A 25,901-nucleotide genomic window follows, 5' to 3' on the forward strand; every position below is an offset into this window, starting at 1 on the left:
CTCGTTGTTTTGACTTGGTTTTATACATTCCAAGGTGACTGGCATGCTCCGTGCAATGCAAGGGCAACTTTCTGGAGACTTGGAGAACCCGAACATGACCACCTCCTCCGCGGCCCGCCGTGCCGCCTTCCGTGCCAAGGTCAATGCACGCCAGGGCCTGCTCGTGCCCGGCGCGTTCAATGCGATGAGCGCCCGCATCATCGAGGACGCCGGCTTTGAAGCGCTCTATCTGACCGGTGCTGGCGTCACCAATATGTCGCTCGGCCTGCCCGATCTCGGTTTTATCGGTCTGCATGAAATCGCCGAGCACACCGCGCGCGTGCGCGATGCGATCGAGCTGCCGATCATCGTCGATGCCGACACCGGCTTTGGCAACGCGCTCAACGTGCGTCGCACGATCCGTACGCTGGAGCGCAGCGGTGCCGATGCCGTACAGCTCGAGGACCAGATCATGCCGAAGAAGTGCGGACACTTCGCGGGCAAGGAAGTCATCAGCACCAGCGAGATGCTCGGCAAGATCCAGGCGGCCGTGGATGCGCGCGAGGATGAAAACCTGCTGATCATCGCGCGTACCGATGCCGCCGCCGTGCATGGCATCGAAGCGGCGATCGAACGCGGCCAGCGCTTTGTGGAAGCCGGCGCCGATGTGCTGTTCATCGAGGCCACCGAGTCGCTGACCGACATCGAACGCCTGCCCGGCCTGATCGATATCCCGCAACTGATCAACATCGTGATCGGTGGCAAGACCCCGACGCAATCGCGCGAGAAACTGGCTGGGCTCGGCTACTCGATCGTGCTCTACGCCAATGCCGCGCTGCAGGGCGCGGTGCTTGGCATGCAGCGCGCGCTCGGCACGCTGCAGGCGCAAGGCCGCCTCGACGAGGATGCTACGCTAGTGGCACCGTTCAGCGAACGCCAGCGCCTGGTCAACAAGCCGCTGTACGATGCGCTGGACAAGAAGTACGCCGCCCGCGACTGACGGGTGGCACTGAATTTCGATTTCGTTTTATCTGGAGACACGTTTTGCACAAGACCACCCGATTTGCCCGTTCGCTGTACGCCTCGGCGGCCCTCATTACCCTGCTCATGGTTGCGGGTCCCGCGTCCGCGGAAGACAAATGGCCGAGCAAGACCATTCGCTTCGTCGTGCCGTTCTCGGCGGGCGGCGCCAATGATCTGATGGCCCGCGCGGCCGCGGAAGGTGCATCGAAGGCGCTGGGACAAACGGTGCTGATCGACAACCGCCCGGGCGCCGGCGGCACGGTGGGCGCGGAGATCGTCGCTCGCAGCGCCCCCGACGGCTACACGTTCCTGATCAGCGCGGCAGGCGTGATCTCGAACAGCATGATCAAGAAGTCGATCCCGTTCAAGGACGATGCGCTGGTACCGGTTGTGATGATCGGCCTGGCCCCGTCGGTGATCGTGGTGCCGAGGAACTCGCCGTATAACAATCTGCGCGAGTTCGTCGAAGCCTCGAAGAAGGGCAACGGCTTCAACTTCGCGACGGCGGGTACCGGCAGCACGCCGCATTTCGTGGCCGAGATCCTCAACGTGAAGTACGGTGCCAAGCTGCAGCCGATTCCGTACAAGAGCGGTGGCGAAAGCACGACGGCAGTACTGGGTGGCCAGGTGGAAGGTACGTCGGAGGCCAGCATCATCGCGCTGCCGCACATCCTGCACGAAGGCAAGTTCAAGCCGCTGGCCACCACGTGGACGCAGCGCATCTCGGCGTATCCGCAACTGTCCACGGCCACCGAACAAGGCTTTGCCGATCTGCAGATCGCACACTGGGCCGGCGTGCACGCGCCCAAGGGCACGCCCGACGCGATCATGGACAAGGTGGCCGCCGCGGTCGATCAGGCCATGCGCGATCCGGCCACCGCGGCCAAGCTCAAGGAGGTTGGGATCGAGCCGATCGGCGGCACGCGCGCCGAGTTCAACAAGTTCGTCAATACCGAACGCCGCCGCCTGGGCGAGATCGTCAAGGCAGCGAAGATGCAGGAGAAGTAAAACGACCGCATCAAACAAAGAAGGCCGCCCCAGGGCGGCCTTCTTTGCATGGCAACGCAGATTACGAAGCCAGCTGACGCCAGGTCTCGACCACCGAATCAGGATTCAGCGAGATCGACTTGATGCCTTCCTTGGCCAGCCAGGCGGCGAAGTCCGGATGGTCCGAAGGGCCCTGACCGCAGATGCCGACATACTTGTTCAGACGCAGCGCCGTGGAGATCGCACGCGCGAGCATGAACTGCACGGCCGGATCGCGCTCGTCGAAGTCCTTTGCCAGCAGCTCCATACCGGAGTCGCGGTCGAGGCCCAGCGTGAGCTGCGTCAGATCGTTGGAGCCGATCGAGAAGCCGTCGAAGTACTGCAGGAACTCTTCGGCCAGGATCGCGTTGGACGGCACTTCGCACATCATGATGATGCGCAGGCCGTTCTCGCCGCGCTTGAGGCCGTTCTTGGCCAGCAGCTCGATCACCTTCTCCGCCTGTTTCAGGGTCCGCACGAACGGCACCATGATCTCGACGTTGGTCAGGCCCATTTCGTCGCGGACGCGCTTCATGGCCTTGCATTCCATCTCGAACGCTTCGGCAAAGTCTTCCGAGATATAACGCGATGCGCCACGGAAACCGAGCATCGGGTTTTCCTCGTCCGGCTCGTAGCGCGAACCGCCGATCAGCTTCTTGTACTCGTTGGACTTGAAGTCCGACAGACGCACGATCACCGTCTTCGGATAGAACGCCGCGCCAATCGTCGCGATGCCTTCGGCCAGCTTGTCCACGTAGAACGCGCGCGGGCTTGCGTGGCCACGGGCCACCGATTCCACGGCCTTCTTGAGGTCGGCATCGACCTGCGGATAGTCGAGGATCGCCTTCGGGTGAACGCCGATGTTGTTGTTGATGATGAACTCGAGACGCGCCAGACCCACGCCATGATTCGGGATCTGCGCGAAGTCGAACGCGAGCTGCGGATTGCCCACGTTCATCATGATCTTGACGTCGATCTCGGGCATTTCGCCGCGCTCGACTTCGGTCACCTCGGTCTCGAGCAGGCCGTCATAGATGCGGCCCTCGTCGCCTTCGGCACACGACACGGTTACGAGCGTGCCGTCCTTCAGCAGGTCGGTTGCGTCGCCGCAGCCCACCACGGCAGGCACACCCAGTTCACGCGCGATGATCGCGGCGTGGCAGGTACGGCCGCCACGGTTCGTCACGATCGCCGCCGCGCGCTTCATCACCGGTTCCCAGTTCGGATCGGTCATGTCGGCCACCAGCACATCGCCGGGCTGCACACGTTCCATTTCCGACGGGTCGTTGATCACGCGCACCGGACCGGTACCGATCTTCTGGCCGATCGCACGGCCGCTGGTCAGCACGGGTGCCGTGCCCTTCAGCTTGAAGCGCTGCTCGGCCTTGCCGGCGGACTGGCTCTTCACCGTTTCCGGACGCGCCTGCAGGATGTAGATCTTGCCGTCCTTGCCGTCCTTGCCCCACTCGATGTCCATCGGGCGGCCGTAATGCTTCTCGATGATCACCGCGTACTTCGCCAGTTCCGACACATCGGTGTCGCTGATCGAATAGCGGTTGCGCAGTTCGGGCGGCACGTCGACGGTCTTCACGCGGCCAGCTTCTCCCGGCGCCGTGAATTCCATCTTGATGAGCTTGGAGCCGATCGAGCGACGGATGATCGGATAGTGACCCGCTGCCAGCGTCGGCTTGAAGACGTGGAACTCGTCCGGGTTCACGGCGCCCTGCACGACGGTTTCGCCCAGGCCGTAGCTCGACGTGATGAAGACCACGTCGGGGAAGCCCGACTCGGTATCGATCGTGAACATCACGCCCGAGGACGCGAGGTCGGAGCGCACCATGCGCTGGACGCCGGCGGACAGTGCCACCACGTCATGGGCAAAGCCCTTGTGCACGCGGTACGAGATCGCGCGATCGTTGTACAGCGAGGCGAACACGTGCTTGATCTTGTCGAGCACGTCGTCGATGCCACTCACGTTGAGGTACGACTCCTGCTGGCCCGCGAACGAGGCGTCCGGCAGATCCTCGGCCGTGGCCGACGAGCGCACCGCGAACGAGGCCTCGGCGCCTTCGCGCGCCGACACGGTCGCGTAGAACTCGCGAATCTCCTGCTCCAGACGCGGCTGGAGCGGTGCGCGCACGACCCAGTCGCGAATCTCGGCGCCGGCCTCGGTCAGTGCCTTGATGTCGTCGACGTCGAGGGCCTTGAGGCGCTCCGAGATGCGCACGGTCAGGTTGTTGTGCGCGAGAAAGTCGCGGAAAGCGAGCGATGTGGTGGCGAAACCGCCGGGGACGCGGACGCCGGCTTGCGCCAGCTGGGAGATCATCTCGCCCAGCGACGAGTTCTTGCCGCCGACGATTTCCACGTCGTGCATGCGCAGCTGCTCGAACGGCAGCACGTAGGCATCAGCAATTGCCTGGTTGGCCTGGTTGGTCATGAAAGCCTCAAAACAAAGTAAGAAATCTTTCGTGTCGCCCGGTATGTTGTTGGAGTTCTGTTTCCGGGAGCGATCGCTTGGCTGAACAATGCGCTCATCCAATGCTGCGCCGCACATTGTTGACAATCGATCCAGAGATCGTTGTCCCGCTTGCGTCCGCGCAATTGCTTAGCCAAAAGATCGCCGCTATTCTACCGTGCCGCACCGCACTTTCGCGAAAAGGCGGCTTCAAATAATTGATCCGATATGTCCCTTCCGGAAGCGCCCAATGCGCCGCAGCCGGCGTCCGCAACGCCTGCCACTGTAACCTCTCCCGGCGCCGCGGCTGATCGCCCTGCCGTGCGTACGGTCTTTATCGTCTCCGATGGCACCGGCATTACCGCGGAAACGTTCAGCCACTCGATCCTCGCGCAGTTCGAGATGCGCTTCCGCAAGGTGCGCATGCCGTTCGTCGATACGCCGGAAAAGGCCCATATCGCCGTGGGCAAGATCAACGAAGCGTTCTACAACGAGGGCGTAAAGCCGATCGTGTTCACGACGCTGGTCAATGCCGAATCCAACAAGGCGCTGCGCCGCGCCAAGGCGATGATCCTGGACATGTTCCAGACCTTCATCGAACCGCTGGAGAAGGAGCTCGGCCTCAAGTCCACGCATGCGATCGGCCGCTTTCACCAGAACGCGGACACCGAGGCGTACAAGAACCGCATCGAGGCGATCAACTTCTCGCTCGCGCACGACGACGGGCAGTCGCACAAGAACCTGCAGGAAGCTGACGTGATCCTCGTCGGCGTGTCGCGCAGCGGCAAAACCCCGACCAGCCTGTACCTCGCGATGCAGTACGGCCTCAAGGCGGCCAACTATCCGCTAATTCCGGACGACTTCGAACGCGGCAAGCTGCCGTCGGCACTCTACGCGTTTAAAACGAAGATATTCGGTCTGTCGATCGACCCGCAGCGCCTGACGGAAATTCGCAACGAGCGCCGTCCCGGCAGCAAGTACGCCGCCCTCGAGAACTGCCGCTATGAGGTGAACGAGGCCGAGGCGATGATGCGCCGCGAGGGCATCAAGTGGCTGTCCTCGACGCACAAGTCGATCGAGGAGATCGCAACGACGATCCTGCAGGAGATCAAGGTCGATCGCGACAATTATTGACCTTCATTTTGAGAATCGTCTCCTGTTCGGAGGGTTGACACGGTGGCAAATTTCAATGGCAACGATTTGTTGTGCATTGGAGAAAAACATCGTGTCCCAGTTTGCTTCCACCATGTCCGCCAGCGACATGTCCCACACCGGCGCGCCGCGCGATCCCGATCACTACACGATCAAGGCTGGCGCCATGATCTTCTGCGGCATCCTCATGTCGCTGACCGCCATCTTTGCTGTCGTGGAGTTCAGTAACCGCGACCTCAAGGATGCCTTCGTCCGTCTGGACGACAAGCTCGAAAAGAAGTTCGAGCTTATCGACAAGAGGTTCGAGCTTATTGAAAAGAAGTTCGAGCGGATCGACCTGAAGCTCGATGCCCTCGATCGCAAGATCGAAGCGGTGGATCGCAAGGTCGATGGCCTGCAGATCGAGGTGACGCACGTGAAGCAGCACCTCGAAAAGGGCGAGCGCCGGCTGGACGCCGTGGAACCACGGCTCATCAAGCTCGAGAAACACGTTGAACTTACGAGACCTGCCGCGAGGAGCGGCTTGCGCTAAGCCGCTACGTGCGCCGCTGCCGTACCGCCTCGAACAGGCACACGGCAGTGGCCGCCGCTACATTCAGCGACTCGAGCCCGCCGGGCTGCGGGATGGTGACCGTGCGCGATACGCGTGCCATCCACCCTGCACTGACGCCCGCGCCCTCGTTGCCGACGATCCAGCCCACCGGTGTGCGCAGATCGGTGTCGAACACCGCCGCGTCCGCGTGCGACGACGTCGCCAGCAGCGGCACCTGCAAGCGGGCACCCAGCATCTCGAGCGTGCAGTGCTCGACGATATTGAGATGGAAGTTCGCGCCCATGCCGGCGCGCAAGGTCTTGATCGACCAGGCCGAAGCGCTGCCGGTGGTCAGGAACGCATGCGGAATGCCCGCCGCCGCCGCGCTGCGCAAAATCGAGCCGACATTGCCGGCATCCTGCACCCCATCGAGAATCACGCAGTCGGTATCGACCGCCTGTGGCAGATGGCCGCCCGGCGTGTCGATCACGAGCAGCAGATCGATGCCATTGGCCACCGGCGCGATCTGCGTGAACAACGCATCGGCCAACACGATCACGTGCGCCTCATCGATGCGATCACGCAACGCGCGGACTTCGGGATGATCGTAATGACGCTCGCCGAGCACGCACTGCACAGGCTGCCCCAGCGCGGCGACGTAGGCCTGCGCGAGGTGCACGCCATCGAGCACGCACTGGCCCGCCTTGCGCTGCTGGTGAGTGGAGCCCGTCAGCGCCTTCAGATGCTTGAACAGCGCGTTGTCACGCGATGTGATGTGCTTCACCGAATCACCTCGCTTTCAAAACGGTGGCGCTTCCTGCGCCACTACCTCACCCACCGCCATGCGGCCCAGCACAGTGCGCACCGGCGCGAACGTGCGGCGATGATGCGGCGTGGCGCCGAACTGCTCGAGCGCGGCCAGGTGTTGCGGCGTGGGATACCCCACATGGCTGTCGAAGCCGTACTCCGGATACTGATGATGCAGCGCGTGCAACTCGCGGTCGCGCGCTACCTTTGCGAGGATCGACGCGGCCGAGATCGCGCGCACCTTGGCATCGCCCTTCACGATCGCCTCGACCGGAAATGCCACCTGCGGGCAGCGATTGCCATCCACCTGCACGAGGTCGGGAATCACGCCTTTCGCCGCCAGTCCCTGCACCGCGCGCTGCATGGCCAGCATCGAGGCATGCAGAATATTCAGCGTGTCGATCTCTTCCACCGTGGCAAACGAGATATGCCAGCCCAGGGCGCGTTCGCAGATGCGTTCGTACAGCGTCTCGCGCTTTTCCGCGCTGAGAATCTTCGAATCGGCCAGGCCGCGAATCTGGCGCGCGGGGTCCAGCACCACGGCCGCCGCGTAGACCGGGCCCGCCAGCGGGCCACGGCCGGCCTCGTCCACACCGCACAGCCGCTGCACGACGGCAACGGTCTGCGTAAGCTCGAGGCCCAGTTGCGGCGACGGTGATTTGGCGCGCGGCATCAGCGAACGCTCCGTTGATGCATGAGGTCGACCACGACATCGGCCGCGATCGACGCGGTATTGCGCTTGAGAGTCTCGTGCATGGCGGTGAAATGCTCGCGCAGGAACGCGATATTGCCCTCGTCGTTCAGCTGCAGCAGCGTCTCGCGCGCGAGCGCTTCAGGCGTGGCATCGTCCTGCAGCAACTCTGGCACGACGAAGCGTCCTGAAAGGATATTCGGCAGGCCCACGTAAGGCAAATAACCCTGCCGCTTCATGATCTGCGCGGTCAGCCAGGGCACCTTGTACGAGATCACCATCGGCTTCTTGTACAGCGCCGCTTCCAATGTGGCGGTACCGCTCGCGAGCAACACGACGTCGGCGGCTTCCATCGCCAGGTGCGACTGGCCATCGACGATCGTGACGTCGAGTTCCGGATGGTCCAGGGCATGCGACTCGATGATCGCGCGCAGCGGCGGACTGGCCGCGGGCACCACGAACGCGAGATTGCCGTCCATGCGATGCATGCGCGCCATCGCCGCGAAGAACGTGGCACCGAGGTTCCTGACCTCCGACTGCCGGCTGCCCGGGAGTACCGCGACCACACGCTTGTCGTCGGGCAGGCCGAGCTTGGTACGCGCGCCGGCCACGTCCGGCACCATCGGAATCACGTCGGCCAGCGGATGGCCGACATACGTCGCGGGAATGCCCGCGCGCGCATAGATCTCGGGTTCGAACGGAAACAGGCAGAGGATGTGGTCCACCGCGCGCGCGATGGTGCGGATACGGCCGCCACGCCAGGCCCAGATCGACGGGCTGACGAAATGCACGACCGGAATACCCGCGCGGCGCAGCGGCACTTCCAGACCAAAATTGAAATCGGGCGCGTCCACGCCGATAAAACACAGCGGCGGCTGCGCAAGCAGCCGCTCGCGAATCGCACGCCGCGTGGCGAGGATTTCGCGCAGCGAGCCGAGCACCTCGACGTAGCCATTGACGGAGAGCGTCTCCATCGGCCAGTGTGAGACGAACCCCTGCTCCATCATGCGGCGGCCGCCGATGCCGGCAAAGTCCACCGACTCGCCGAGCCGCGCGTGCAGCCCCTCGAGCAATAACGACGCCAGCAGGTCGCCGGAAGCTTCTCCGGCCACCATCGCGACGGTCCCGCGTTTGGCACCCTGTCTGGCGCCCTGCTCGGTGACTTGTTCAACCGCCTGCATCGCGGATTTCCCGGGCATCTCGACCCCCACGGTGGCATCGACCATGATGCGCTCGGCTTAGCGAACGATGCCGCGCTGGGTGGTGGCCAGAAAATCGGCCAGCCGGCGCAGCGGCTCGGCCGTCGTGGCGTCCGATTGCGCGAGCAGCGCCGCGATTTCATTGCGCGCGTCGTCGAAGTTCAGATCCGACTTGTAAAGCAGCTTGTACGCCTGACGCAGCCCGGCAATCTGGCCCGCGTCGAAGCCGCGGCGGCGCAGCCCCTCGACGTTGACGCCATGCGGGGTCGCCTTGTTGCCACCCTTGTCGCTGGCCGCGATCACGAACGGCGGAATATCCTGCACGAGCGCCGAGGCGCCGCCGAGGAACGCGTGCGCGCCGATACGAACGAACTGATGCACGCCGCTCATGCCGCCGAGGATGGCCCAATCGCCAACCTGCACATGGCCCGCGATCTGCGCATTGCTGGAGAACACCACGTTGTTGCCGACATCGCAGTCATGCGCGATATGCACGTAGGCCATGATCCAGTTGTCATTGCCCAGGCGGGTCAGCCCGCGGTCCTGCACCGTGCCGGTATGGATCGTGGTGAATTCGCGAATCGTGTTGCGATCGCCAATCTCGAGCCGCGTCGGCTCGTTGGCGTACTTCATGTCCTGCGGCGTGCCACCGATCGAAGCGTAGGGACCGATACGGTTGCCCTCGCCCACGGTGGTATGGCCTTCGACGGTGGTATGCGAGCCGATCCGGGTACCGCTGCCAATCCTCACGTTCGGTCCGACGATGGAAAACGGGCCGACGGTCACGTCAGCGGCAAGCTCTGCCTTCGGGTCGACCAGTGCGGTGGGATGGATTTGCGTCATACGTCCTGTCCTGTGGTCTGATGCGTGTATAGCAGCCATGCCGGGACCGGCCCGGCAGGCGAGATGAGCGCGAAAATCAGGCGCGGCTCAGGCGTCGGCCTGCTTGACCGTGCACATGAGCTCGGCCTCGCAGGCGATCTCGCCATCCACGGTGGCGTTGGCCTTGAACTTCCAGATGCCGCGGATATAGCGCTCCACGGTCACGTTCAGGTGCAACTGATCACCCGGGTACACCACGCGCTTGAAGCGCGCGCCGTCGATACCGACGAAGTAGTACAGCGAGCCTTCCTTGCGCTCCATGTCCGCGCCGAACGTCAGCAGTCCGGCGGACTGGGCGAGCGCCTCCAGGATCATGACGCCAGGCATCACCGGCTGCTCCGGGAAGTGGCCCACGAAGTACGGCTCGTTGATGGTGACGTTCTTGAGCGTCTTGATCCGCTTCTGCGGCTCGAGTTCGAGCACACGGTCGACGAGCAGGATCGGATACCGATGCGGCAGCAGCTTCAGGATCTTGCGAATGTCGATGTCGGATGCGTTCATGATGATTTCTCTTGGTCTTGTGTTGGGGCGGGATCCGGGGCCTGGCCGCGCAGACGGCGCTCCAGCTGGATCACCCTTTCGCGAAGCTTCGCGAGCCCGCGTACGATGGCGGCATTGCGTTCCCATTCGCCATGCGGCAGGAACGGGAACACGCTGGTGAAATGGCCGCCAGGCTTGCTGATCGACTTCGTGATCGAGGTACCGCCCGAAATCGTGGTCCGGTCAGCAATGGTCAGGTGACCGGCAAAATTGGCCGATCCGCCGATCACGCAGAAGCGGCCAACCCGGGTACTGCCCGCGATCGCGGCGCAACCCGCGATCACGGTATGCGCGCCGACCCTTACGTTATGCGCAATCTGGACCTGGTTGTCGAGCTTGCAACCTTCCTCGATCACTGTATCGGACATCGCGCCACGGTCGATGGCGGTATTGGCGCCGACTTCCACGTCGTCGCCAAGCACCGCACGGCCGGTCTGCGGAATCTTCACGTAAGCCACGCCAGCCGCGCCGATGTCCGGCGCAAAGCCGAAACCGTCCGCGCCGATCACCGCGCCGCTATGCAAAATATTGCGCTTACCTACTATGCAGCGATGATATACCGATACATTCGCGTAAATCAGCGTATCGTCGCCGATCTCCGCATTCATACCGACAAAGCTGTTGCCGACGATGCGCACGCGCTCGCCCAACCGCGCACCCGCTTCGATGACGACATTCGGGCCGATAAAGCACGATGCCGGCACGATCGCATCGGCCGCCACGCTGGCGCGGGGATCGATGCCAGTCCGGGTATCCGCGTTGGCGCGATCGAACCGCTGTGCTACGCGCGCGAAGCATACGTACGGGTTGCGCGCCACCAGCCAGTTACGGCCGTCGGCGTGACCTTCCGCGCGAATACGCTCAAGGTCAGCGGGCGACACGATGATCGCCCCCGCACCGGACGCCACAGCCTGCGCAAGGTACAGCGGATTGGAAAGGAATGACAGGTCGCCGGGACCGGCCTGGTCGAGCGGCGCGAGGCCGGCAACGGACAGGTCGGGATCACCCACAACCTGCGCGCCGTTCTCGGTGGCGAGCTGCCCCAGTGTGGGTGTCTGCATGGCGGTACTTCCTGAAATAAAACGTCGAATCGACAGCGTAACGAGCGGGCTGGCCGACGGGCTTACTTGGCGCCCGCGGTGGCCGCGTTGAGCGCCTTCATCACGTCATCGGTGATGTCGATGCGCGGATTCACGTACACCGCTTCCTGCACGATCAGGTCGTACTTGCGCTGCTCGGCGATGCTGCGAATCACACGGTTGGCGCGCTCGAGCACCTGGGCCAGCTCCTCGTTACGGCGCTGGTTCAGGTCTTCGCGGAACTCGCGCTGCTTGCGCTGGAACTCGCGATCGAGGTCAGCCACTTCGCGCTGACGGCGCTGGCGATCCGAGTCCGCGAGCACCGCGGTGTCCTTGTCGAGCTTGTCGGCCATGCCCTTGATCTTCTGGGCCATGTCCTGCAGTTCGCGGTCACGCTTGGAGAATTCCTGCTCGAGCTTCACCTGCGCGGCCTTGGCCGGCTGCGAATCGCGCAGGATGCGCTCCGAGTTGACCGCGGCAATGCGCGCCTCCTGAGCCATCGCCGGGGCTGCCGCGCACAGGGCCGCAGCGGCCAGCGCGGCCGCGCTCAGGGATTTCATCAGTGGGGAATGGAGTTTCATGAAACGAATCCTTTGTCGCAATCAGAACGCGGTACCAATCTGGAACTGGAAGCGCTGGACCTTGTCATTGTCGTCCTTCTTGAGCGGGAAGCCGACGCTGACCTTGAGCGGGCCGATCGGGGACAGCCACGACATACCGAGACCGGTCGAATACTTGAGGTCGCTGACCCGGATCGGAGCACCTTCCTGATACACGTTACCGAAGTCGAAGAACGTGAACAGCCGCAGCGTGCGATCCACACCCGAACCGGGCAGCGGGAACACGAACTCGACGTTACCGATAAGCTTGGACGCGCCACCCACCGGGTTGCCGTTCTGGTCCTTCGGACCCAGCGTGCTGGTCTGGTAGCCACGTACCGAGCCGATACCACCGGCATAGAAGTACTTGAACACCGGGAACGGCGTGTCACCGTAACCGTGGCCGTAGGCAAACTCGCCGTTGAACGCCAGCGTAAAGGCCTTCGACAGCGGGTAGAAGTACTGCTGCTGGAAGCTGGCGCGATAGTACTGCGTATCGCCGCCCGGCACGCCCACTTCCAGGTTGGCCTGCGTGTACGGACCCTTGGTCGGGATCAACGCGCTGTCGCGGCGATCACGTGCCCAGCCGATCGTGAACGGGAAGTTGTTGATCGGATCGCCGCTGCTCTTGCCGACCTTGCGCAGCCATTCCTGATACTGCGTCGGCGTGTTCGTCGACGTATAAACCTGCGTGCGCTCGTAGCCGATACCGAAGAACACGGTGTCGATTTCCGAGAACGGCACGCCGAACTTGAAGCCGCCACCCGCGGTGACGATCTTGTAGTCCTGGTCACCGGTGTAATACAGCGGACGCGCCGTACGATAGTAGATATCGGTCGAGCGGCTGATGCCGTCCACCGTGAAATACGGGTCGTACTGCGTCAGCGAGATCGTGCGGAACGACTTCGAGGTGTTCACATCGAGGCCGAGGCTGGTACCCGAGCCGAACACGTTGTCCTGCCGCAGGCCGGCCTGCAGCACGAGCTTGTCGGTCGAGGAGAAACCCAGGCCCAGGCTGATCTGGCCGGTCGGCTTCTCGGTCACGTTCACGTTGACATCGACCTGGTCGGGCGCGCCTGGCACGTCCTCGGTGGTGATGTTGGTGTCGGTGAAGTAGCCGGTCCGGTTGATACGTGCCTGCGACTGCGTGAGCTTCTCGCTGTCGAACCACGAGCTTTCCATCTGGCGCATCTCGCGACGCACCACTTCGTCACGCGTCTTGCTATTGCCGACTACGTTCACGCGGCGCACATAGACACGGCGACCCGGATCGACCATCAGCGTCAGCGCGACTTCGCGCTTGCCCTGGTCGATGTTCGGCTGCGGATTGATCGTGGTGAACGCGTAGCCGTACGTGCCCAGCAGATCGGTAATGGCCTTGGTGCTCGCGGTCAGCTTTTCGGACGAGAAGATATCGCCCTTCTTGAGCTGCAGCAGCTTTTCCATTTCCTCCTGCTTGCCGAGCAGTTCGCCGGCCAGGCGGATGTCGGACACTTTGTACTGATCGCCTTCCTTGATGTTCAGCGTCAGGTAGATGTCCTTCTTGTCCGGCGTGATCGACACCTGCGTCGATTCGATCTGGAACTCGAGGTAACCGCGGTTCAGGTAATACGAGCGCAGCGCTTCCAGGTCGGCCGTCAGCTTCTGCTTGGAATAGAGATCGTTCTTCGTGTACCAGGACAACCAGTTCGGCGTCGACAGCTGCATCTCGTCGCGCAGCGTGCTTTCCTTGAATGCCTTGTTACCGACGATATTGATCTGACGGATCTTGGCAACCGGACCTTCGTCGACATTGAACACCACCGACACGCGGTTGCGGTCCACAGGCGTCACGGTCGTCTGCACGTCGGCCGCGTAGTAACCGCGTGCGACGTACTGGCGCTTGAGCTCCTGCTCCGCCTTGTCGATCAGTGCCTTGTCGTAGTAACGCGCTTCGGCCACGCCCACTGCGCGCAGCGAACGGCGCAGCGTGTCCTTGTCGAATTCCTTGATCCCGACGAACTCGAGCTGCGAGATGGCGGGGCGTTCCTCCACCTGCACCACCAGCACGCCGTCCTCGGCACGGATCTGGACGTCCTTGAAGAAGCCCGTGTTGTAGAGCGCGCGAATGGCATCGGCGCCCTTGTCATCGGTGAAGGTTTCGCCGACGCGGACCGGAAGATAGCCAAAAACGGTGCCCGGCTCGACGCGCTGCAGACCCTCGACGCGAATGTCCTTGACTACGAACGGATCGGCGGCGAAGCCCAATGGGCTCCAGGCCGCGATAATCGCACTCGTCAGCATGCCCAGCGAGATGCGCTTATTTCTGATCAATGTCGATCCCCTCTCTCTCTCAATTCGATGCCGGAATATGTAGGCGCCCGACTAATCGTCGCTGTCGATTTTGTCGCTGTCCTGCCTATCAACGCTTTGCGTACCAACGCCCCGGCCCGTGCGCAGCTAGCCGCGCGCCAGGAACAGTCGGCTGACGTCATTGAACAAAGCGAGTGAGGTCAGGAGCAAGATGCAGGCGATGCCGACCTTCTGCAACGTCGCCTGCCAGTGATCTGGTACGGGCCTGCCAGTCAAAAATTCCACGCAATAATACAGCAAATGCCCCCCATCCAGAACCGGAATAGGTAACAAATTCAGTACACCGAGGCTGACACTGACGAGTGCCAGAAAGCTGATGAACGGCTGCCATCCGAGATTGGCCGCGCGTCCGGCGTAGTCGGCCACGGTCAGCGGACCGCTGAGGTTCTGCAGCGAAGCCTCGCCGATCAGCATCTTTCCAAGCAGCTTCAGCGACAGCACGCTGGTGTTCCAGACCTGCGCCGCGGCGCGGCCAGTGGCCTGCCACAGCGGATAACGCACGATCTCGGTCTGCACGGCCTGGCTCAGCGCCGCGCCAAGCTTGCCGGCGGGAACGGCCGCCCCGCCATTTTTCGGTGTCTCGCCAGGCGCGGTGTCCAGCGTGACCGGGACCTCCAGCCGTTTGCCATCGCGCTCTACGCCGAGTACCACCGGCTGGCCCGGCTGCGCGCGCACCGCGCGAATCAGCTCGCTGGCCTGCGTCAGCGGCTTGCCCTGAAACGCCACCACCTGATCGCCCGCGCGCAGACCGCCACGTTGCGCGGCGCTGTCCGGCAGCACCTCGGCCACCGTGACGGGCCCACCCTTGAGGTTCAGGCCCAGCGTGGCCAGCGGGTCCTGCTCCGGGTTGCCGCCGGTATTGGGCAGACGCCCGAGCCGCACGTCGCGCTCGGCACCGTCGGCGCCGCGCACGCGCAGCACCGCCTGGGCATCGTCGAATCCGTTTGAGAAAACGGCCATGCGCAGATCGTTCCACGAGCGCACCGCCTCGGTGCTGTCATGCGCGGTCAGCGACAGCACGCGATCGCCCTCGCGCACGCCGGCCTCGGCCGCCACCGTGCCGGCCGCGGGAGCCGCCACCACGGGCACCGGCTCGCTCATGCCACCGGCGAACAGCACCATATAGAAGAAGATCGCCAGCAGGAAGTTGGCCACCGGGCCAGCGGCCACGATAATGAAACGCTTGCCAACGGGCTGGCGGTTGAACGCGCGCGGCAGCTCGGCCGCGTCGATCGGCGCATCGACCTCCGGATCGCGCTCGCGCTCGTCCAGCATCTTGACGTAGCCACCCAGCGGAATCGCCGCCAGCGTCCACTCGGTACGATCACGCCCCTTCGAGACCCAGCGCGCAAGCGGCCGGCCAAAGCCGATCGAAAAACGCAGCACCTTGACGCCGCAGGCGCGCGCCGCCAGGTAGTGCCCCATCTCGTGCACGAAAATCAGTATGCACAGGGCAACGATGAATGCGATCACGGTTTGCATGGCATGTCATCCGTCAAGACTGCAAGGTTTGGCGTCGCCGCCAGATCAGCGGGCGAGGCTCGCCACCAGTTGTTGCGCGGCCGCGCGCGCGGCGGCATCCGCCACGAGCACACCCTCGATCGACTCCGCCGAGCCATCATGCGGCTGCGCCAGAACGTCCTCGACCACGCGCGCGATATCGGTGAAACGCGCGCCACCGGTCAGGAACGCTTCCACCGCCACCTCGTTGGCCGCGTTCAGCACCGCCGGAGCCACGCCGCCCGCGCGCAGCGCGGCGAACGCGAGAGCCAGGCACGGGAAGCGGTTCAGATCGGGCGTCTCGAAATGCAGGCCGCCCGCAACAGTCAGGTCCAGCGGCGTCACGCCCGAGTCGATGCGCTCGGGATATGCCATGCCGTAGGCGATGGGCGTGCGCATATCGGGATTGCCGAGCTGCGCCAGCACCGAGCCATCGGCGTAGGCGACCATCGAATGCACGATGCTCTGCGGGTGGATCAATACCTCGATCTTGTCCGCGGGCGCACCGAACAGCCAGTGGGCCTCGATGACCTCGAGACCCTTGTTCATCATCGTCGCCGAATCTACCGAGATCTTGCGCCCCATCACCCATTTGGGGTGGGCGCAGGCCTGGTCCGGCGTGATGTCGTGCAACGACGACGGGTCGCGCGTACGGAACGGCCCGCCCGACGCGGTCAGCAGCACCTTCGACACGCCGGCGCGATAGCGCGGATCGTCGGTCGGCAGGCACTGGAAGATCGCGTTGTGCTCGCTGTCGATCGGCAGCAGCGTGGCGCCATGCTCGCGCACCGCGTCCATGAAGATGCCGCCCGACATCACGAGCGATTCCTTGTTGGCGAGCAATACGCGCTTGCCCGCGCGCGCCGCCGCCAGCGACGAACGCAGACCCGCGGCGCCAACGATGGCGGCCATGACGGCGTCGGTAGCGTCGTCGGCAGCGACCGATTCGAGCGCTTCGGGGCCGTAACTGACTTCGGTGTTGACCCCGGCCTTGCGCAGCAGGCCCTCGAGTTCGCGCGCGGCTTCGGGGCTGCCCATCACGGCCCGTGCCGGACGAAATTCGACGCAGGCGGCCGCAAGCTTGTCGACCTGACGATGCGCTGACAGCGCGTGAACCGTGTAGCGGTCCGGATGACGGCGCACGACGTCAAGCGTGCTTTCGCCAATGGATCCGGTTGCGCCGAGAATGGTGATGCGTTGCATAGAAGCCAGTTCAGATAAGGATCACAGCCACGCCAGCAGCAGCGCCGCCAGCGGAAATACGGGAATCAGCGCGTCGATGCGGTCGAGCACGCCACCGTGCCCAGGCAGCAGGCCACTGCTGTCCTTCATGCCCACCTGCCGCTTGAGCAGCGATTCGAACAAATCGCCAATCACGCTCGCGGCCACCAGCACCGTCGTCAGCACCGCCACCACGCCCAGGCCATGACGGTCGGCCAGCGCGGAGAACCACGTCGGTGCAAAGGCATGCGTGATTGCCAGGCCGAGGCCGAGCGCCATCACAAAGACCCAGCCGCCGATGGCGCCTTCCCATGACTTGCCTGGACTGATCGTCGGCGCGAGCTTGCGGCGGCCAATGGCCTTGCCCACGAAATATGCGCCGATATCGGCCACCCAGACCAGTACCGCCACCGACAGCAGCACCGCGATGCCCTGCCCGCGCAGCACCATGACCGCATGACCGAACGCCGGCAGCATGATAATGCCGAGAATCGCACCCAGCCCGGTAAAACCCGGCGTGGCCGTGCGCACACCTCGCGCCAGCAGGATCAGCGCCACGCCCCAGGCGACTACCGCCGCCAGCAGCAGCACCTCCACGGCGCGCGGATCGGGCGCGGCGTCCCAGACCAGCAATACCAGCAGGCACACCACGGCATAGGCGTACGGCATGCCGCGACGCAGGCCGATCAGGCGGCCGAACTCCCAGCCGGCGAGCAGCACGATCAGCGCAATCAGCGCGGCCAGCGCCACCGGCGGTGCCAGAAACAGGATCGGCAGGATCAGCAGCAGCAGGCAGACGGCGGTGATGACGCGGGTAATGAGCATGCGCTGCGGTGTCCCTTGAAAGAATGGCCCGTGGGCGGCTTGAGCAGCCCGACGGCGCTCAGGCGGTTCCCGACAGACCCGGCGCGACCAGCTGCGCGCTGGTACGTCCGAAACGCCGCTCCCGCTGCCGGTACGAGGCAAACGCCTTGTCGAGCTCGGCGGCGTCGAAATCGGGCCAGAAGGTGTCGGTGAAGTAAAGCTCGGAATAGGCGAGCTGCCACAGCAGGAAATTGCTGATGCGTTGTTCGCCGCCCGTGCGGATGAACAGATCCGGCTCCGGCGCGTAGGCCATCGACAGGTGCGGTGCCAGCACCGCCTCGTCGATCGACTCCGGGTCCAGCATCGGCTGGCGCGCAAGCATCTTGCGCATGGCCTGCATCAGATCCCAGCGGCCGCCATAGTTAGCGGCGATGGTCACCGTCAGACCGGTGTTCTGCGCCGTGCGCGCCTCGGCATCGGCGATCAGCTGCTGAATGCGTGGGCTGAAGCGAGCCAGGTCGCCCACCACGCGCAGGCGGATATTGTTGGCGTGCATCTTGACCACCTCGCGACGCAGGGCGGTCATGAACAGACGCATGAGAAACGAGACCTCGTCGGCCGGACGGCGCCAGTTCTCGGAGCTGAATGCGAACAGCGTGAGGAACTGCACGCCACGCGCGGCGCTCGCCTCCACCACCGCACGTACCGCGTCGAGGCCACGATTATGGCCGGCGATGCGGGGCAGATGGCGCTGTGTCGCCCAGCGGCCGTTGCCATCCATGATGATGGCAACGTGCCGGGGCACATAGGTGGTATCGGGGACGCCGAGCGTAGAACTGATGTGCTGCATGGTGACAGACGGCTTCACACCGTCATGATCTCCTTCTCTTTTTCGGCCACGAGCTTGTCGATTTCCGCGACGAACTTGTCCGTCAGCTTCTGCACGTCGTCCTGGCCACGACGATCGTCGTCTTCGGAGATCGTCTTGTCCTTGACCAGCTTCTTGAACTGTTCGTTGGCGTCACGGCGCAGGTTCCGCACGGCGATCTTGGCGCCCTCGGCCTCGCTCTTGACGACCTTGATCAGCTCCTTGCGGCGCTCTTCGGTCAGCGCGGGCATCGGCACGCGAATCACGTCGCCCATGGTCGACGGGTTCAGGCCGAGGTCCGCGTCGCGGATGGCCTTTTCAACCGCCTGCACCATCTTCTTTTCCCACGGCTGCACGCTGATCGTGCGCGCATCGGCCAGGCCAACGTTGGCCACCTGGCTGATCGGCACGGGCGAGCCGTAATAATCCACCTGCACGTGATCGAGCAGACCGGCATGGGCACGGCCCGTGCGGATCTTTGCCAGATCGGCCTTGAAGGCCTCGATCGACTTCTGCATCTTCTGCTCGACGCTCTTCTTTGTGTCGGCGACGGTCATGTTTACCTCCGGAAATGCCAGACAGGATCCCGCTCAGGGCAGGATCGAAAATGAACCATTCTACTCTCAAGGACCGCGCGAATTCGCATTGTGGCGCGGTCCGCTTACGTCAAACGTGCACCAGCGTACCTTCGTCCTCGCCCTGGATCACGCGCAGCAGCGCACTCGGCTTGACGATCGAGAACACCTTGATCGGCAGCTTCTGGTCACGGCACAGCGCGAACGCCGTGGCGTCCATGACCTGGAGGTTGCGGGAAATGGCCTCGTCGAACGAGATCGTGGTGTAGCGCGTGGCGCTCGGATCCTTTTTCGGATCGGCGGTGTACACGCCATCCACCTTGGTGGCCTTGAGCACGATCTCGGCACCGATTTCCGCGCCACGCAGTGCGGCGGCGGTGTCGGTCGTGAAGAACGGATTACCGGTACCGGCCGCGAAAATCACGACCTTGCCTTCCTCGAGCTGGCGAATCGCGCGCGGGCGGATATACGGTTCGACCACCTGGTCCATGCGCAGCGCGGACTGGACGCGGCCTTCGATATTGGCGTGGCGCATGGCATCCTGCAATGCCAGCGCGTTCATCATCGTGGCCAGCATGCCCATGTAGTCGGCCGTCGCGCGGTCCATGCCGGCGGCGCCGCCGGCCACGCCGCGGAAAATGTTGCCGCCGCCGATAACCACGGCAACCTGGACGCCCAGCTTCACGATCTCGGCAATGTCGTTGACCATGCTTTCGATGGTGGCGCGATTGATGCCGAAGGCATCGTCGCCCATCAGGGCCTCACCGGACAATTTCAGAAGGACGCGCTTGTAGGCTGGCATGTTCACCCTCGGGCAGAATCCTGATCGCTCTGCCGAGTCGATTCAGGAGGATTGGATGGGCACCGGTCAGAAACCGGCTTTCGTCGTGACCCGAAGGTCAGATCACGACGAAAACTGGCTGCAAGCTGCAGACAACCTTTGCTACTTGTTTGGCTACTTGTTTGGGTACTTGTGCAGAGGGGCACCTCGCGGCGCCCCTCGGCATTATACGGTGGCAGCGCTGGCATTCCGCCAGGAACACCCGCTTGCCACCCGGACGATCAGCCCTTCTGGGCGGCGGCCACCTGGGCAGCCACTTCAGCAGCGAAGTCGTCCTGCTTCTTCTCGATGCCCTCGCCCACCACGAACAGCGTGAAGCTCTTCACGGTCGTGTTGACAGCCTTGAGCATCTGCTCGACGGTCTGCTTGTCGTTCTTCACGAACGGCTGGTTCAGCAGCGAGACTTCCTTCAGGTACTTCTGCACCGAACCCTCGACCATCTTGGAGACGATCTCGGCCGGCTTGCCCGATTCGGCAGCCTTCTGCTCGGCGATGCTGCGCTCCTTGGCAATCAGCTCGGCCGGCACGTCGTTCGACGACAGCGACACGGGCTTCATGGCGGCCACGTGCATGGCCACGTCCTTGGCAGCGGTTTCATCGCCGTCGAACTCGACCATCACGCCGATGCGGGTACCGTGCAGGTACGCGGCCAGCTTGCCGCCATTGGCGTAGCGCTTGAAGCGACGGATCGCCAGGTTCTCGCCGATCTTGCCGATCAGGGCGGTACGGGTAGCTTCCACCGACACGCCGTCGATCTCGAGCGCCGACAGCGCGGCCACGTCGGCCGGGTTCTGCTTGGCGATCAGTTCAGCGATCTTGGCCGAGAAGGCCAGGAAGTCGTCGTTCTTCGACACGAAGTCGGTTTCGCAGTTCAGCTCGACCAGGGCGCCGGTCGTGCCATCGATGAACGTGGCAACCACGCCTTCGGCGGTCACGCGCGAAGCGGCCTTGCTGGCCTTGTTACCCAGCTTGACGCGCAGCAGTTCCTCGGCCTTTTCCAGGTCGCCATTGGCTTCCGTCAGGGCCTTCTTGCATTCCATCATCGGCGCGTCGGTCTTTGCGCGCAGTTCTGCAACCATGCTTGCGGTAATTGCCGCCATTTGTCACTCCTTGGATGTCACCGGCGGGAAAGGGTACACACCGCTGATGACAGCTCGATAATTTGAAAAAAGGGGGCGACGGATGTGCCCCCTATTCGGGGTTCGACCCCCGGATTCCCGGCATAGGCGCCACCAGGGCGCCCGTGCCCGGAATATCAGCCTTCTTGCACTTCGACGAAGTCGTCGCCTTCGCGAGCGGCTTCCACCACTTCCTGAACGGCGTTCGCACGGCCTTCCAGGATCGCGTCGGCCACGCCGCGCACGTACAGTGCCACAGCCTTGCTCGAGTCGTCGTTACCCGGAATCACGTAATCGATGCCTTCCGGCGTGTGGTTGGTATCGACCACGCCGATCACGGGGATGCCCAGCTTGTTGGCTTCGGTCACGGCAATCTTGTGGTAACCGACGTCCACCACGAAGATGGCGTCAGGAATGCCAACCATGTCCTTGATGCCGCCGATCGACTTCTGCAGCTTGGTCATCTCGCGCTCGAACATCAGCGCTTCCTTCTTGCTCATGGTATCCAGCGCGCCGGCTTCCTTGGCGGCTTCCATGTCCTTCAGGCGCTTGATCGAGATCTTGACCGTCTTGTGGTTGGTCATCATGCCGCCGAGCCAGCGGGCATCGACGTAAGGCATGCCGGCACGGCCAGCTTCCTCGGCGAGCACTTCACGCGACTGGCGCTTGGTGCCCACGAACAGTACGGTGCCGCGATTTGCAGCCAGCTGACGCACGTACTTCAGTGCGTCCTGGAACATCGGCAGCGTCTTTTCGAGGTTGATGATGTGAATCTTGTTGCGATGGCCGAAGATATAGGGGGCCATCTTCGGGTTCCAGAAGCGCGTTTGGTGGCCAAAGTGGCAACCGGCTTCCAGCATTTCGCGCATGGTCACGGACATGAGAGGTGCTCCAATAGGGTTAGGTCTGAAGTCCGCCCCGACATTCCTGAAAAGGAACACCCCGGATGGGCGGACCAGCGATTTACCAAAAGTTTCGTTGTACAAGTTTCTTCGCACAACCATCTGACTGTGGCGAAGCCGCCAGCAAGTCAGCCCGCGATTGTAGCAACAAATCGGCGTTTCCTTCAAGCGAGCCAGCAAATCCCTGCCAAGCGCCCGGGTTGGTGAGATAATCCCACTTTGCGATTCGATTTCCGACAGGGTTTTTATGATCTTGTCGTCACATTTTTCCAGCGCAGCATGAGCATCTACCTGAATACGGCCGAGGACGTCGCGCAAATGCGCGTGGCCTGCCGTCTGGCCTCCGAAGTTCTCGACTACATCACGCCGCACGTCAAGGCGGGGGTTACCACCGGCGAACTCGATCGCCTGTGCCATGCGTATATGCGCGACGTGCAGGGTACCGTGCCCGCCCCGCTCAACTATGCGCCGCCGGGCTACCCGCCGTTTCCGGGTGCGATCTGCACGTCGGTCAACGACGTGATCTGCCACGGGATTCCTGGCGACCGCGTGCTGAAGGTCGGTGACGTGGCGAACCTCGACATCACCGTGATCACGAAGGAAGGCTATTACGGCGACACCAGCCGCATGTTCGTGGTGGGCGAAGGCTCGATTCTGGCCAAGCGACTGGCGCAGGTGACCTACGAATGCATGTGGAAGGGCATTCAGCAGGTGCGCAACGGCGCGCGCCTTGGCGATATCGGCCATGCCATCCAGACGCACGCGGAAGCCGCCGGCTATACCGTGGTACGTGAGTACTGCGGCCACGGCATCGGCAAGAACTTCCATGAAGATCCGCAGATCCTGCACTACGGCCGCCCGGGTACCGGCGCCGAGATCAAGAGCGGCATGATCTTCACGGTGGAACCGATGATCAACGCGGGCAAGCGCGACATTCGCACCATGCCCGACCACTGGACCGTGAAGACGCGCGATCGCAGCCTGTCCGCGCAATGGGAGCACACGGTGCTGGTCACCGATACCGGTTACGAGGTGCTGACGCTCTCGGCGGGGTCGCCGGTGCCACCCACCTTCATTACCGAATCTGTCGCGGCCTGAGGCCGCAAACCTGACCGGGGCGCCGATGATGGCGCCCTTTGTGCTTTCAGCCGTGAAGAATTCACTCGCCCACGCCATGGACACCACGCCGGAACTGCTGCTGTGCCAACGCATCCGCGACCGGTTGCGCGCCGACAAGCAGGCCCTGTTCGCCGAATTCGAGGCGAGCAATCAGGTGCATCCGCTCGTCACGAAGCTGCGCCGCGCGGTGGACGCCGCACTGATCGAGGCATGGGTCGGACTCGAGCTGCCGCGCGACGCCGCGCTGGTGGCCGTCGGCGGCTACGGGCGTGGCGAGCTGTTCCCGCATTCGGACGTCGACGTGCTGCTGCTGTTGCGCGCCGAACCCGATGCCGATACCGCATCGCGGCTCGAGCGCTTTATCGGCCTGTGCTGGGATCTCGGGCTCGAGATCGGTTCGTCGGTGCGTACCGTCGATGACTGCATCCGCGAGTCGGCCGCGGACATTACGATCCGCACGTCGCTGCTCGAGGCGCGCCTGCTGACCGGCAGCCGCAAGCTGTTCGACGAACTGCGCACGCGTTATGACGCGGACATGGACGCCGGCGACTTCTTCCAGGCCAAGCTGCTGGAAATGCGTCAGCGCCATGCCAAGTATCAGGACACGCCCTACGCGCTGGAGCCGAACTGCAAGGAAAGCCCCGGTGGTCTGCGCGACTTGCAGGTCATCCTGTGGATGACCGAGGCGGCCGGGCTCGGCGACAGCTGGAAGCAGCTGTTCGAGCGCGGTCTGCTGACCGAGCGCGAGGCGCAGGAACTGACGCGCAACGAACGGCTGCTGCGCACGATTCGCGCCCGCCTGCATCTGCTGGCGGGACGCCGGCAGGACGTGCTGGTGTTCGATCTGCAAACCGCATTGGCGGAGGCGTTCGGTTATCGGCAGAACAATCACAAGCGCGCCAGCGAGCAACTGATGCGCCGCTACTACTGGGCGGCAAAGGCGGTCACCCAGCTCAACAGCGTGCTGCTGCTCAATATCGAGGCGATGCTGTTCCCGAGCGAGTCCAAGGTGACGCGCGTGCTGAACGATCGCTTCGTCGAGCGCCAGGGCATGCTCGAGATCACCAGCGACGACCTCTATGAGCGCGAGCCGCATGCGATTCTCGAGACCTTCCTGCTGTATGAGCGCACGCCCGGCATCAAGGGACTGACGCCGCGTACGCTGCGTGGGCTCTACAACGCGCGCACCGTGATGGATGCGAGCTGGCGTAATGACCCCGAGAACCGGCGCCTGTTCCTGGCGATCATGCAGGAGCCGCAGGGTATTACGCATGCGATGCGCCTGATGAACCAGACCAGCGTGCTGGGGCGGTATCTGATCAACTTCCGTCGCATCGTCGGGCAGATGCAGCACGACCTGTTCCACGTCTATACCGTGGACCAGCACATCCTGATGGTGCTGCGCAATCTGCGGCGTTTCGCGATCGTCGAGCATACGCACGAGTTTCCGTTCTGCAGCCAGTTGATTGCGAGCTTCGACCGTCCATGGGTGCTGTGGACGGCCGCGCTGTTTCACGACATTGCCAAGGGACGCGGCGGCGACCATTCGAAGCTGGGGGTCGTCGATGCGCGGCGTTTCTGCAAGCAGCATGGCATCTCGCGCGAGGACACCGATCTGATCGCCTGGCTGGTCGAGCATCACCTGACCATGAGCCATGTAGCGCAGAAGCAGGATCTGACCGATCCCGAGGTTGTACATGCGTTTGCCAAGGTGGTGGGCAACGAGCGCTACCTCACCGCGCTGTATCTGCTGACCGTGGCCGATATTCGCGGCACCAGTCCCAAGGTGTGGAATGCGTGGAAGGGCAAGCTGCTCGAGGACCTGTACCGCATCACGTTGCGCGTGCTGGGGGGCGCGCAGCTCGATCCGCATTCGCTGTGGGCGCAGCGGCGTGACGACACGATCGCGCAACTGCGGCTCAAGGCGTTCGATCCCGAGCTTGGCAAGCCGCTGTGGGACAAGCTCGATGTGTCGTTCTTCCTGCGGCACGATGCGCGCGATATCGCCTGGCTGACGCGCCATCTGTTCAACAGGGTGGATAGCGAGACCGCCGTTGTGAAGGCGCGGATTTCGCCCGCTGGCGAAGGGTTGCAGATTGCGGTGTACGTGAAGGATCAGCCCGATCTGTTTGCGCGCATCTGCGGCTACTTCGAACGCAAGGCGTTCTCGATTCAGGACGCCAAGATTCATACCACGCGTCATGGCTATGCACTGGATACGTTTCAGGTGACCGACCCCGGCCTCGCTGGCGACTATCGCGACATTCTCGCGTTGGTCGAGCACGAGCTGGCCGAGCGGCTGCGTCTGGAATGCCCGTTGCCCGAGCCGACGCAAGGCCGCCTGTCGCGCCAGTCGCGCAGCTTCCCTATCAAGCCGCGCGTGGACCTTCGTCCCGACGAGCGCGGCCAGTATTACCTCCTTTCGCTGTCGGCCAACGACCGTACGGGTCTGCTGTATTCGATTGCGCGCGTGCTTGCGCGCCATCGCGTATCGGTGTTCTCGGCGCGGATCAATACGCTCGGCGAGCGCGTCGAGGATGTGTTCCTCGTCGATGGCGGGCGCCTGTCTTCGGACAACCGATTACAGCTTCAGCTCGAGCAGGATCTGCTCGATGCGCTGGCGGTCTGAACGACCGC

The 25,901-nt window shown here is 63.5% G+C and carries 23 protein-coding genes; 6 read left to right on the plus strand and 17 right to left on the minus strand.

All coding sequences use genetic code 11. The features are described from left to right. The first annotated feature begins 94 nt into the window (after nt 1–94). On the plus strand, nt 95–979 hold the full coding sequence (locus LDO41_RS23345) for an isocitrate lyase/PEP mutase family protein (RefSeq protein ID WP_223992536.1): 885 nt from the start codon (nt 95–97) through the stop codon (nt 977–979). Between the two features lie 107 nt (nt 980–1,086). Then, nucleotides 1,087–2,010 carry a Bug family tripartite tricarboxylate transporter substrate binding protein gene (locus LDO41_RS23350; protein WP_223992819.1) on the plus strand — a complete coding sequence of 308 codons (924 nt, stop codon included), beginning with the start codon at nt 1,087–1,089 and terminating at the stop codon, nt 2,008–2,010. Nucleotides 2,011–2,071: 61 nt separating this feature from the next. Here the strand turns inward: LDO41_RS23350 and ppsA are convergent, their stop codons facing one another. Next, entirely contained in the window at nt 2,072–4,465 is a 2,394-nt protein-coding gene (gene ppsA / locus LDO41_RS23355) for a phosphoenolpyruvate synthase (RefSeq protein ID WP_223992538.1), read from the minus strand. Between the two features lie 246 nt (nt 4,466–4,711). Here ppsA and ppsR point away from each other — a divergent pair, with 246 nt between their 5' ends. Both ppsR and LDO41_RS23365 read left to right on the plus strand, forming a co-directional pair. Further along, complete coding sequence (gene ppsR, locus LDO41_RS23360; protein WP_223992540.1) at nt 4,712–5,617, plus strand: posphoenolpyruvate synthetase regulatory kinase/phosphorylase PpsR; 906 nt, start codon at nt 4,712–4,714, stop codon at nt 5,615–5,617. Nucleotides 5,618–5,693: 76 nt separating this feature from the next. Then, nucleotides 5,694–6,167, plus strand: a complete 474-nt coding sequence (locus LDO41_RS23365) for a hypothetical protein (RefSeq protein ID WP_223992543.1) — start codon at nt 5,694–5,696, stop codon at nt 6,165–6,167. A 4-nt stretch (nt 6,168–6,171) separates the two neighbouring features. Here LDO41_RS23365 and LDO41_RS23370 read toward each other — a convergent pair whose 3' ends face one another. The 16 genes from LDO41_RS23370 to rpsB all read right to left on the minus strand — a co-directional run bounded on the left by LDO41_RS23370 (nt 6,172) and on the right by rpsB (nt 22,124). Then, a complete protein-coding gene (locus LDO41_RS23370; protein WP_223992545.1) occupies nt 6,172–6,951 on the minus strand; it encodes a TrmH family RNA methyltransferase in 780 nt (259 codons plus the stop codon). Nucleotides 6,952–6,966: 15 nt separating this feature from the next. Beyond that, nucleotides 6,967–7,647, minus strand: a complete 681-nt coding sequence (gene rnhB, locus LDO41_RS23375) for a ribonuclease HII (RefSeq protein ID WP_223992547.1) — start codon at nt 7,645–7,647, stop codon at nt 6,967–6,969. Beyond that, nucleotides 7,647–8,846, minus strand: coding sequence for a lipid-A-disaccharide synthase (lpxB, locus tag LDO41_RS23380; protein ID WP_223992821.1), 1,200 nt, complete (start codon nt 8,844–8,846; stop codon nt 7,647–7,649). Before lpxB ends, rnhB begins: the two co-directional genes overlap by 1 nt. 57 nt (nt 8,847–8,903) lie before the next feature. Next, the gene (gene lpxA, locus LDO41_RS23385) at nt 8,904–9,707 is read right to left on the minus strand and encodes an acyl-ACP--UDP-N-acetylglucosamine O-acyltransferase (RefSeq protein WP_223992549.1); all 804 of its coding nucleotides are present in this window, start codon (nt 9,705–9,707) and stop codon (nt 8,904–8,906) included. 87 nt (nt 9,708–9,794) lie between these two features. Next, nucleotides 9,795–10,247, minus strand: coding sequence for a 3-hydroxyacyl-ACP dehydratase FabZ (fabZ, locus tag LDO41_RS23390; RefSeq protein ID WP_223992557.1), 453 nt, complete (start codon nt 10,245–10,247; stop codon nt 9,795–9,797). Continuing rightward, nucleotides 10,244–11,347: a UDP-3-O-(3-hydroxymyristoyl)glucosamine N-acyltransferase gene (gene lpxD / locus LDO41_RS23395; protein WP_223992559.1), complete on the minus strand. Its 1,104-nt coding sequence runs from the start codon at nt 11,345–11,347 to the stop codon at nt 10,244–10,246. Before lpxD ends, fabZ begins: the two co-directional genes overlap by 4 nt. Before the next feature lie 62 nt (nt 11,348–11,409). Then, nucleotides 11,410–11,946 (minus strand): OmpH family outer membrane protein, encoded by a 537-nt coding sequence (locus LDO41_RS23400; RefSeq protein ID WP_223992561.1) that lies wholly within the window; start codon nt 11,944–11,946, stop codon nt 11,410–11,412. Between the two features lie 21 nt (nt 11,947–11,967). Beyond that, on the minus strand, nt 11,968–14,247 hold the full coding sequence (bamA, locus tag LDO41_RS23405; RefSeq protein ID WP_223992828.1) for an outer membrane protein assembly factor BamA: 2,280 nt from the start codon (nt 14,245–14,247) through the stop codon (nt 11,968–11,970). A 156-nt stretch (nt 14,248–14,403) separates the two neighbouring features. After that, a complete protein-coding gene (gene rseP / locus LDO41_RS23410) occupies nt 14,404–15,798 on the minus strand; it encodes an RIP metalloprotease RseP (protein WP_223992563.1) in 1,395 nt (464 codons plus the stop codon). Nucleotides 15,799–15,843: 45 nt separating this feature from the next. Beyond that, entirely contained in the window at nt 15,844–17,019 is a 1,176-nt protein-coding gene (gene ispC, locus LDO41_RS23415; protein WP_223992564.1) for a 1-deoxy-D-xylulose-5-phosphate reductoisomerase, read from the minus strand. A gap of 21 nt (nt 17,020–17,040) precedes the next feature. Beyond that, nucleotides 17,041–17,862, minus strand: coding sequence for a phosphatidate cytidylyltransferase (locus LDO41_RS23420; RefSeq protein ID WP_223992566.1), 822 nt, complete (start codon nt 17,860–17,862; stop codon nt 17,041–17,043). 58 nt (nt 17,863–17,920) lie between these two features. After that, nucleotides 17,921–18,691, minus strand: coding sequence for an isoprenyl transferase (locus tag LDO41_RS23425; protein WP_223992829.1), 771 nt, complete (start codon nt 18,689–18,691; stop codon nt 17,921–17,923). Nucleotides 18,692–18,705: 14 nt separating this feature from the next. Continuing rightward, nucleotides 18,706–19,266, minus strand: a complete 561-nt coding sequence (gene frr, locus LDO41_RS23430) for a ribosome recycling factor (RefSeq protein WP_223992568.1) — start codon at nt 19,264–19,266, stop codon at nt 18,706–18,708. Between the two features lie 109 nt (nt 19,267–19,375). Next, nucleotides 19,376–20,086, minus strand: a complete 711-nt coding sequence (gene pyrH / locus LDO41_RS23435) for a UMP kinase (protein ID WP_223992570.1) — start codon at nt 20,084–20,086, stop codon at nt 19,376–19,378. A 260-nt stretch (nt 20,087–20,346) separates the two neighbouring features. Then, entirely contained in the window at nt 20,347–21,225 is an 879-nt protein-coding gene (gene tsf, locus LDO41_RS23440) for a translation elongation factor Ts (RefSeq protein ID WP_223992572.1), read from the minus strand. Between the two features lie 155 nt (nt 21,226–21,380). Further along, nucleotides 21,381–22,124, minus strand: coding sequence for a 30S ribosomal protein S2 (gene rpsB / locus LDO41_RS23445; protein WP_223992574.1), 744 nt, complete (start codon nt 22,122–22,124; stop codon nt 21,381–21,383). Between the two features lie 300 nt (nt 22,125–22,424). Between rpsB and map the strand changes: the two genes are divergently transcribed. Both map and LDO41_RS23455 read left to right on the plus strand, forming a co-directional pair. After that, nucleotides 22,425–23,243, plus strand: coding sequence for a type I methionyl aminopeptidase (gene map / locus LDO41_RS23450; RefSeq protein ID WP_223992576.1), 819 nt, complete (start codon nt 22,425–22,427; stop codon nt 23,241–23,243). Nucleotides 23,244–23,319: 76 nt separating this feature from the next. Continuing rightward, nucleotides 23,320–25,893 carry a [protein-PII] uridylyltransferase gene (locus LDO41_RS23455; RefSeq protein ID WP_223992831.1) on the plus strand — a complete coding sequence of 858 codons (2,574 nt, stop codon included), beginning with the start codon at nt 23,320–23,322 and terminating at the stop codon, nt 25,891–25,893. Nucleotides 25,894–25,901 lie beyond the last annotated feature (8 nt).

Source organism: Cupriavidus pampae (assembly GCF_914271485.1).
GTDB lineage: Bacteria > Pseudomonadota > Gammaproteobacteria > Burkholderiales > Burkholderiaceae > Cupriavidus > Cupriavidus pampae.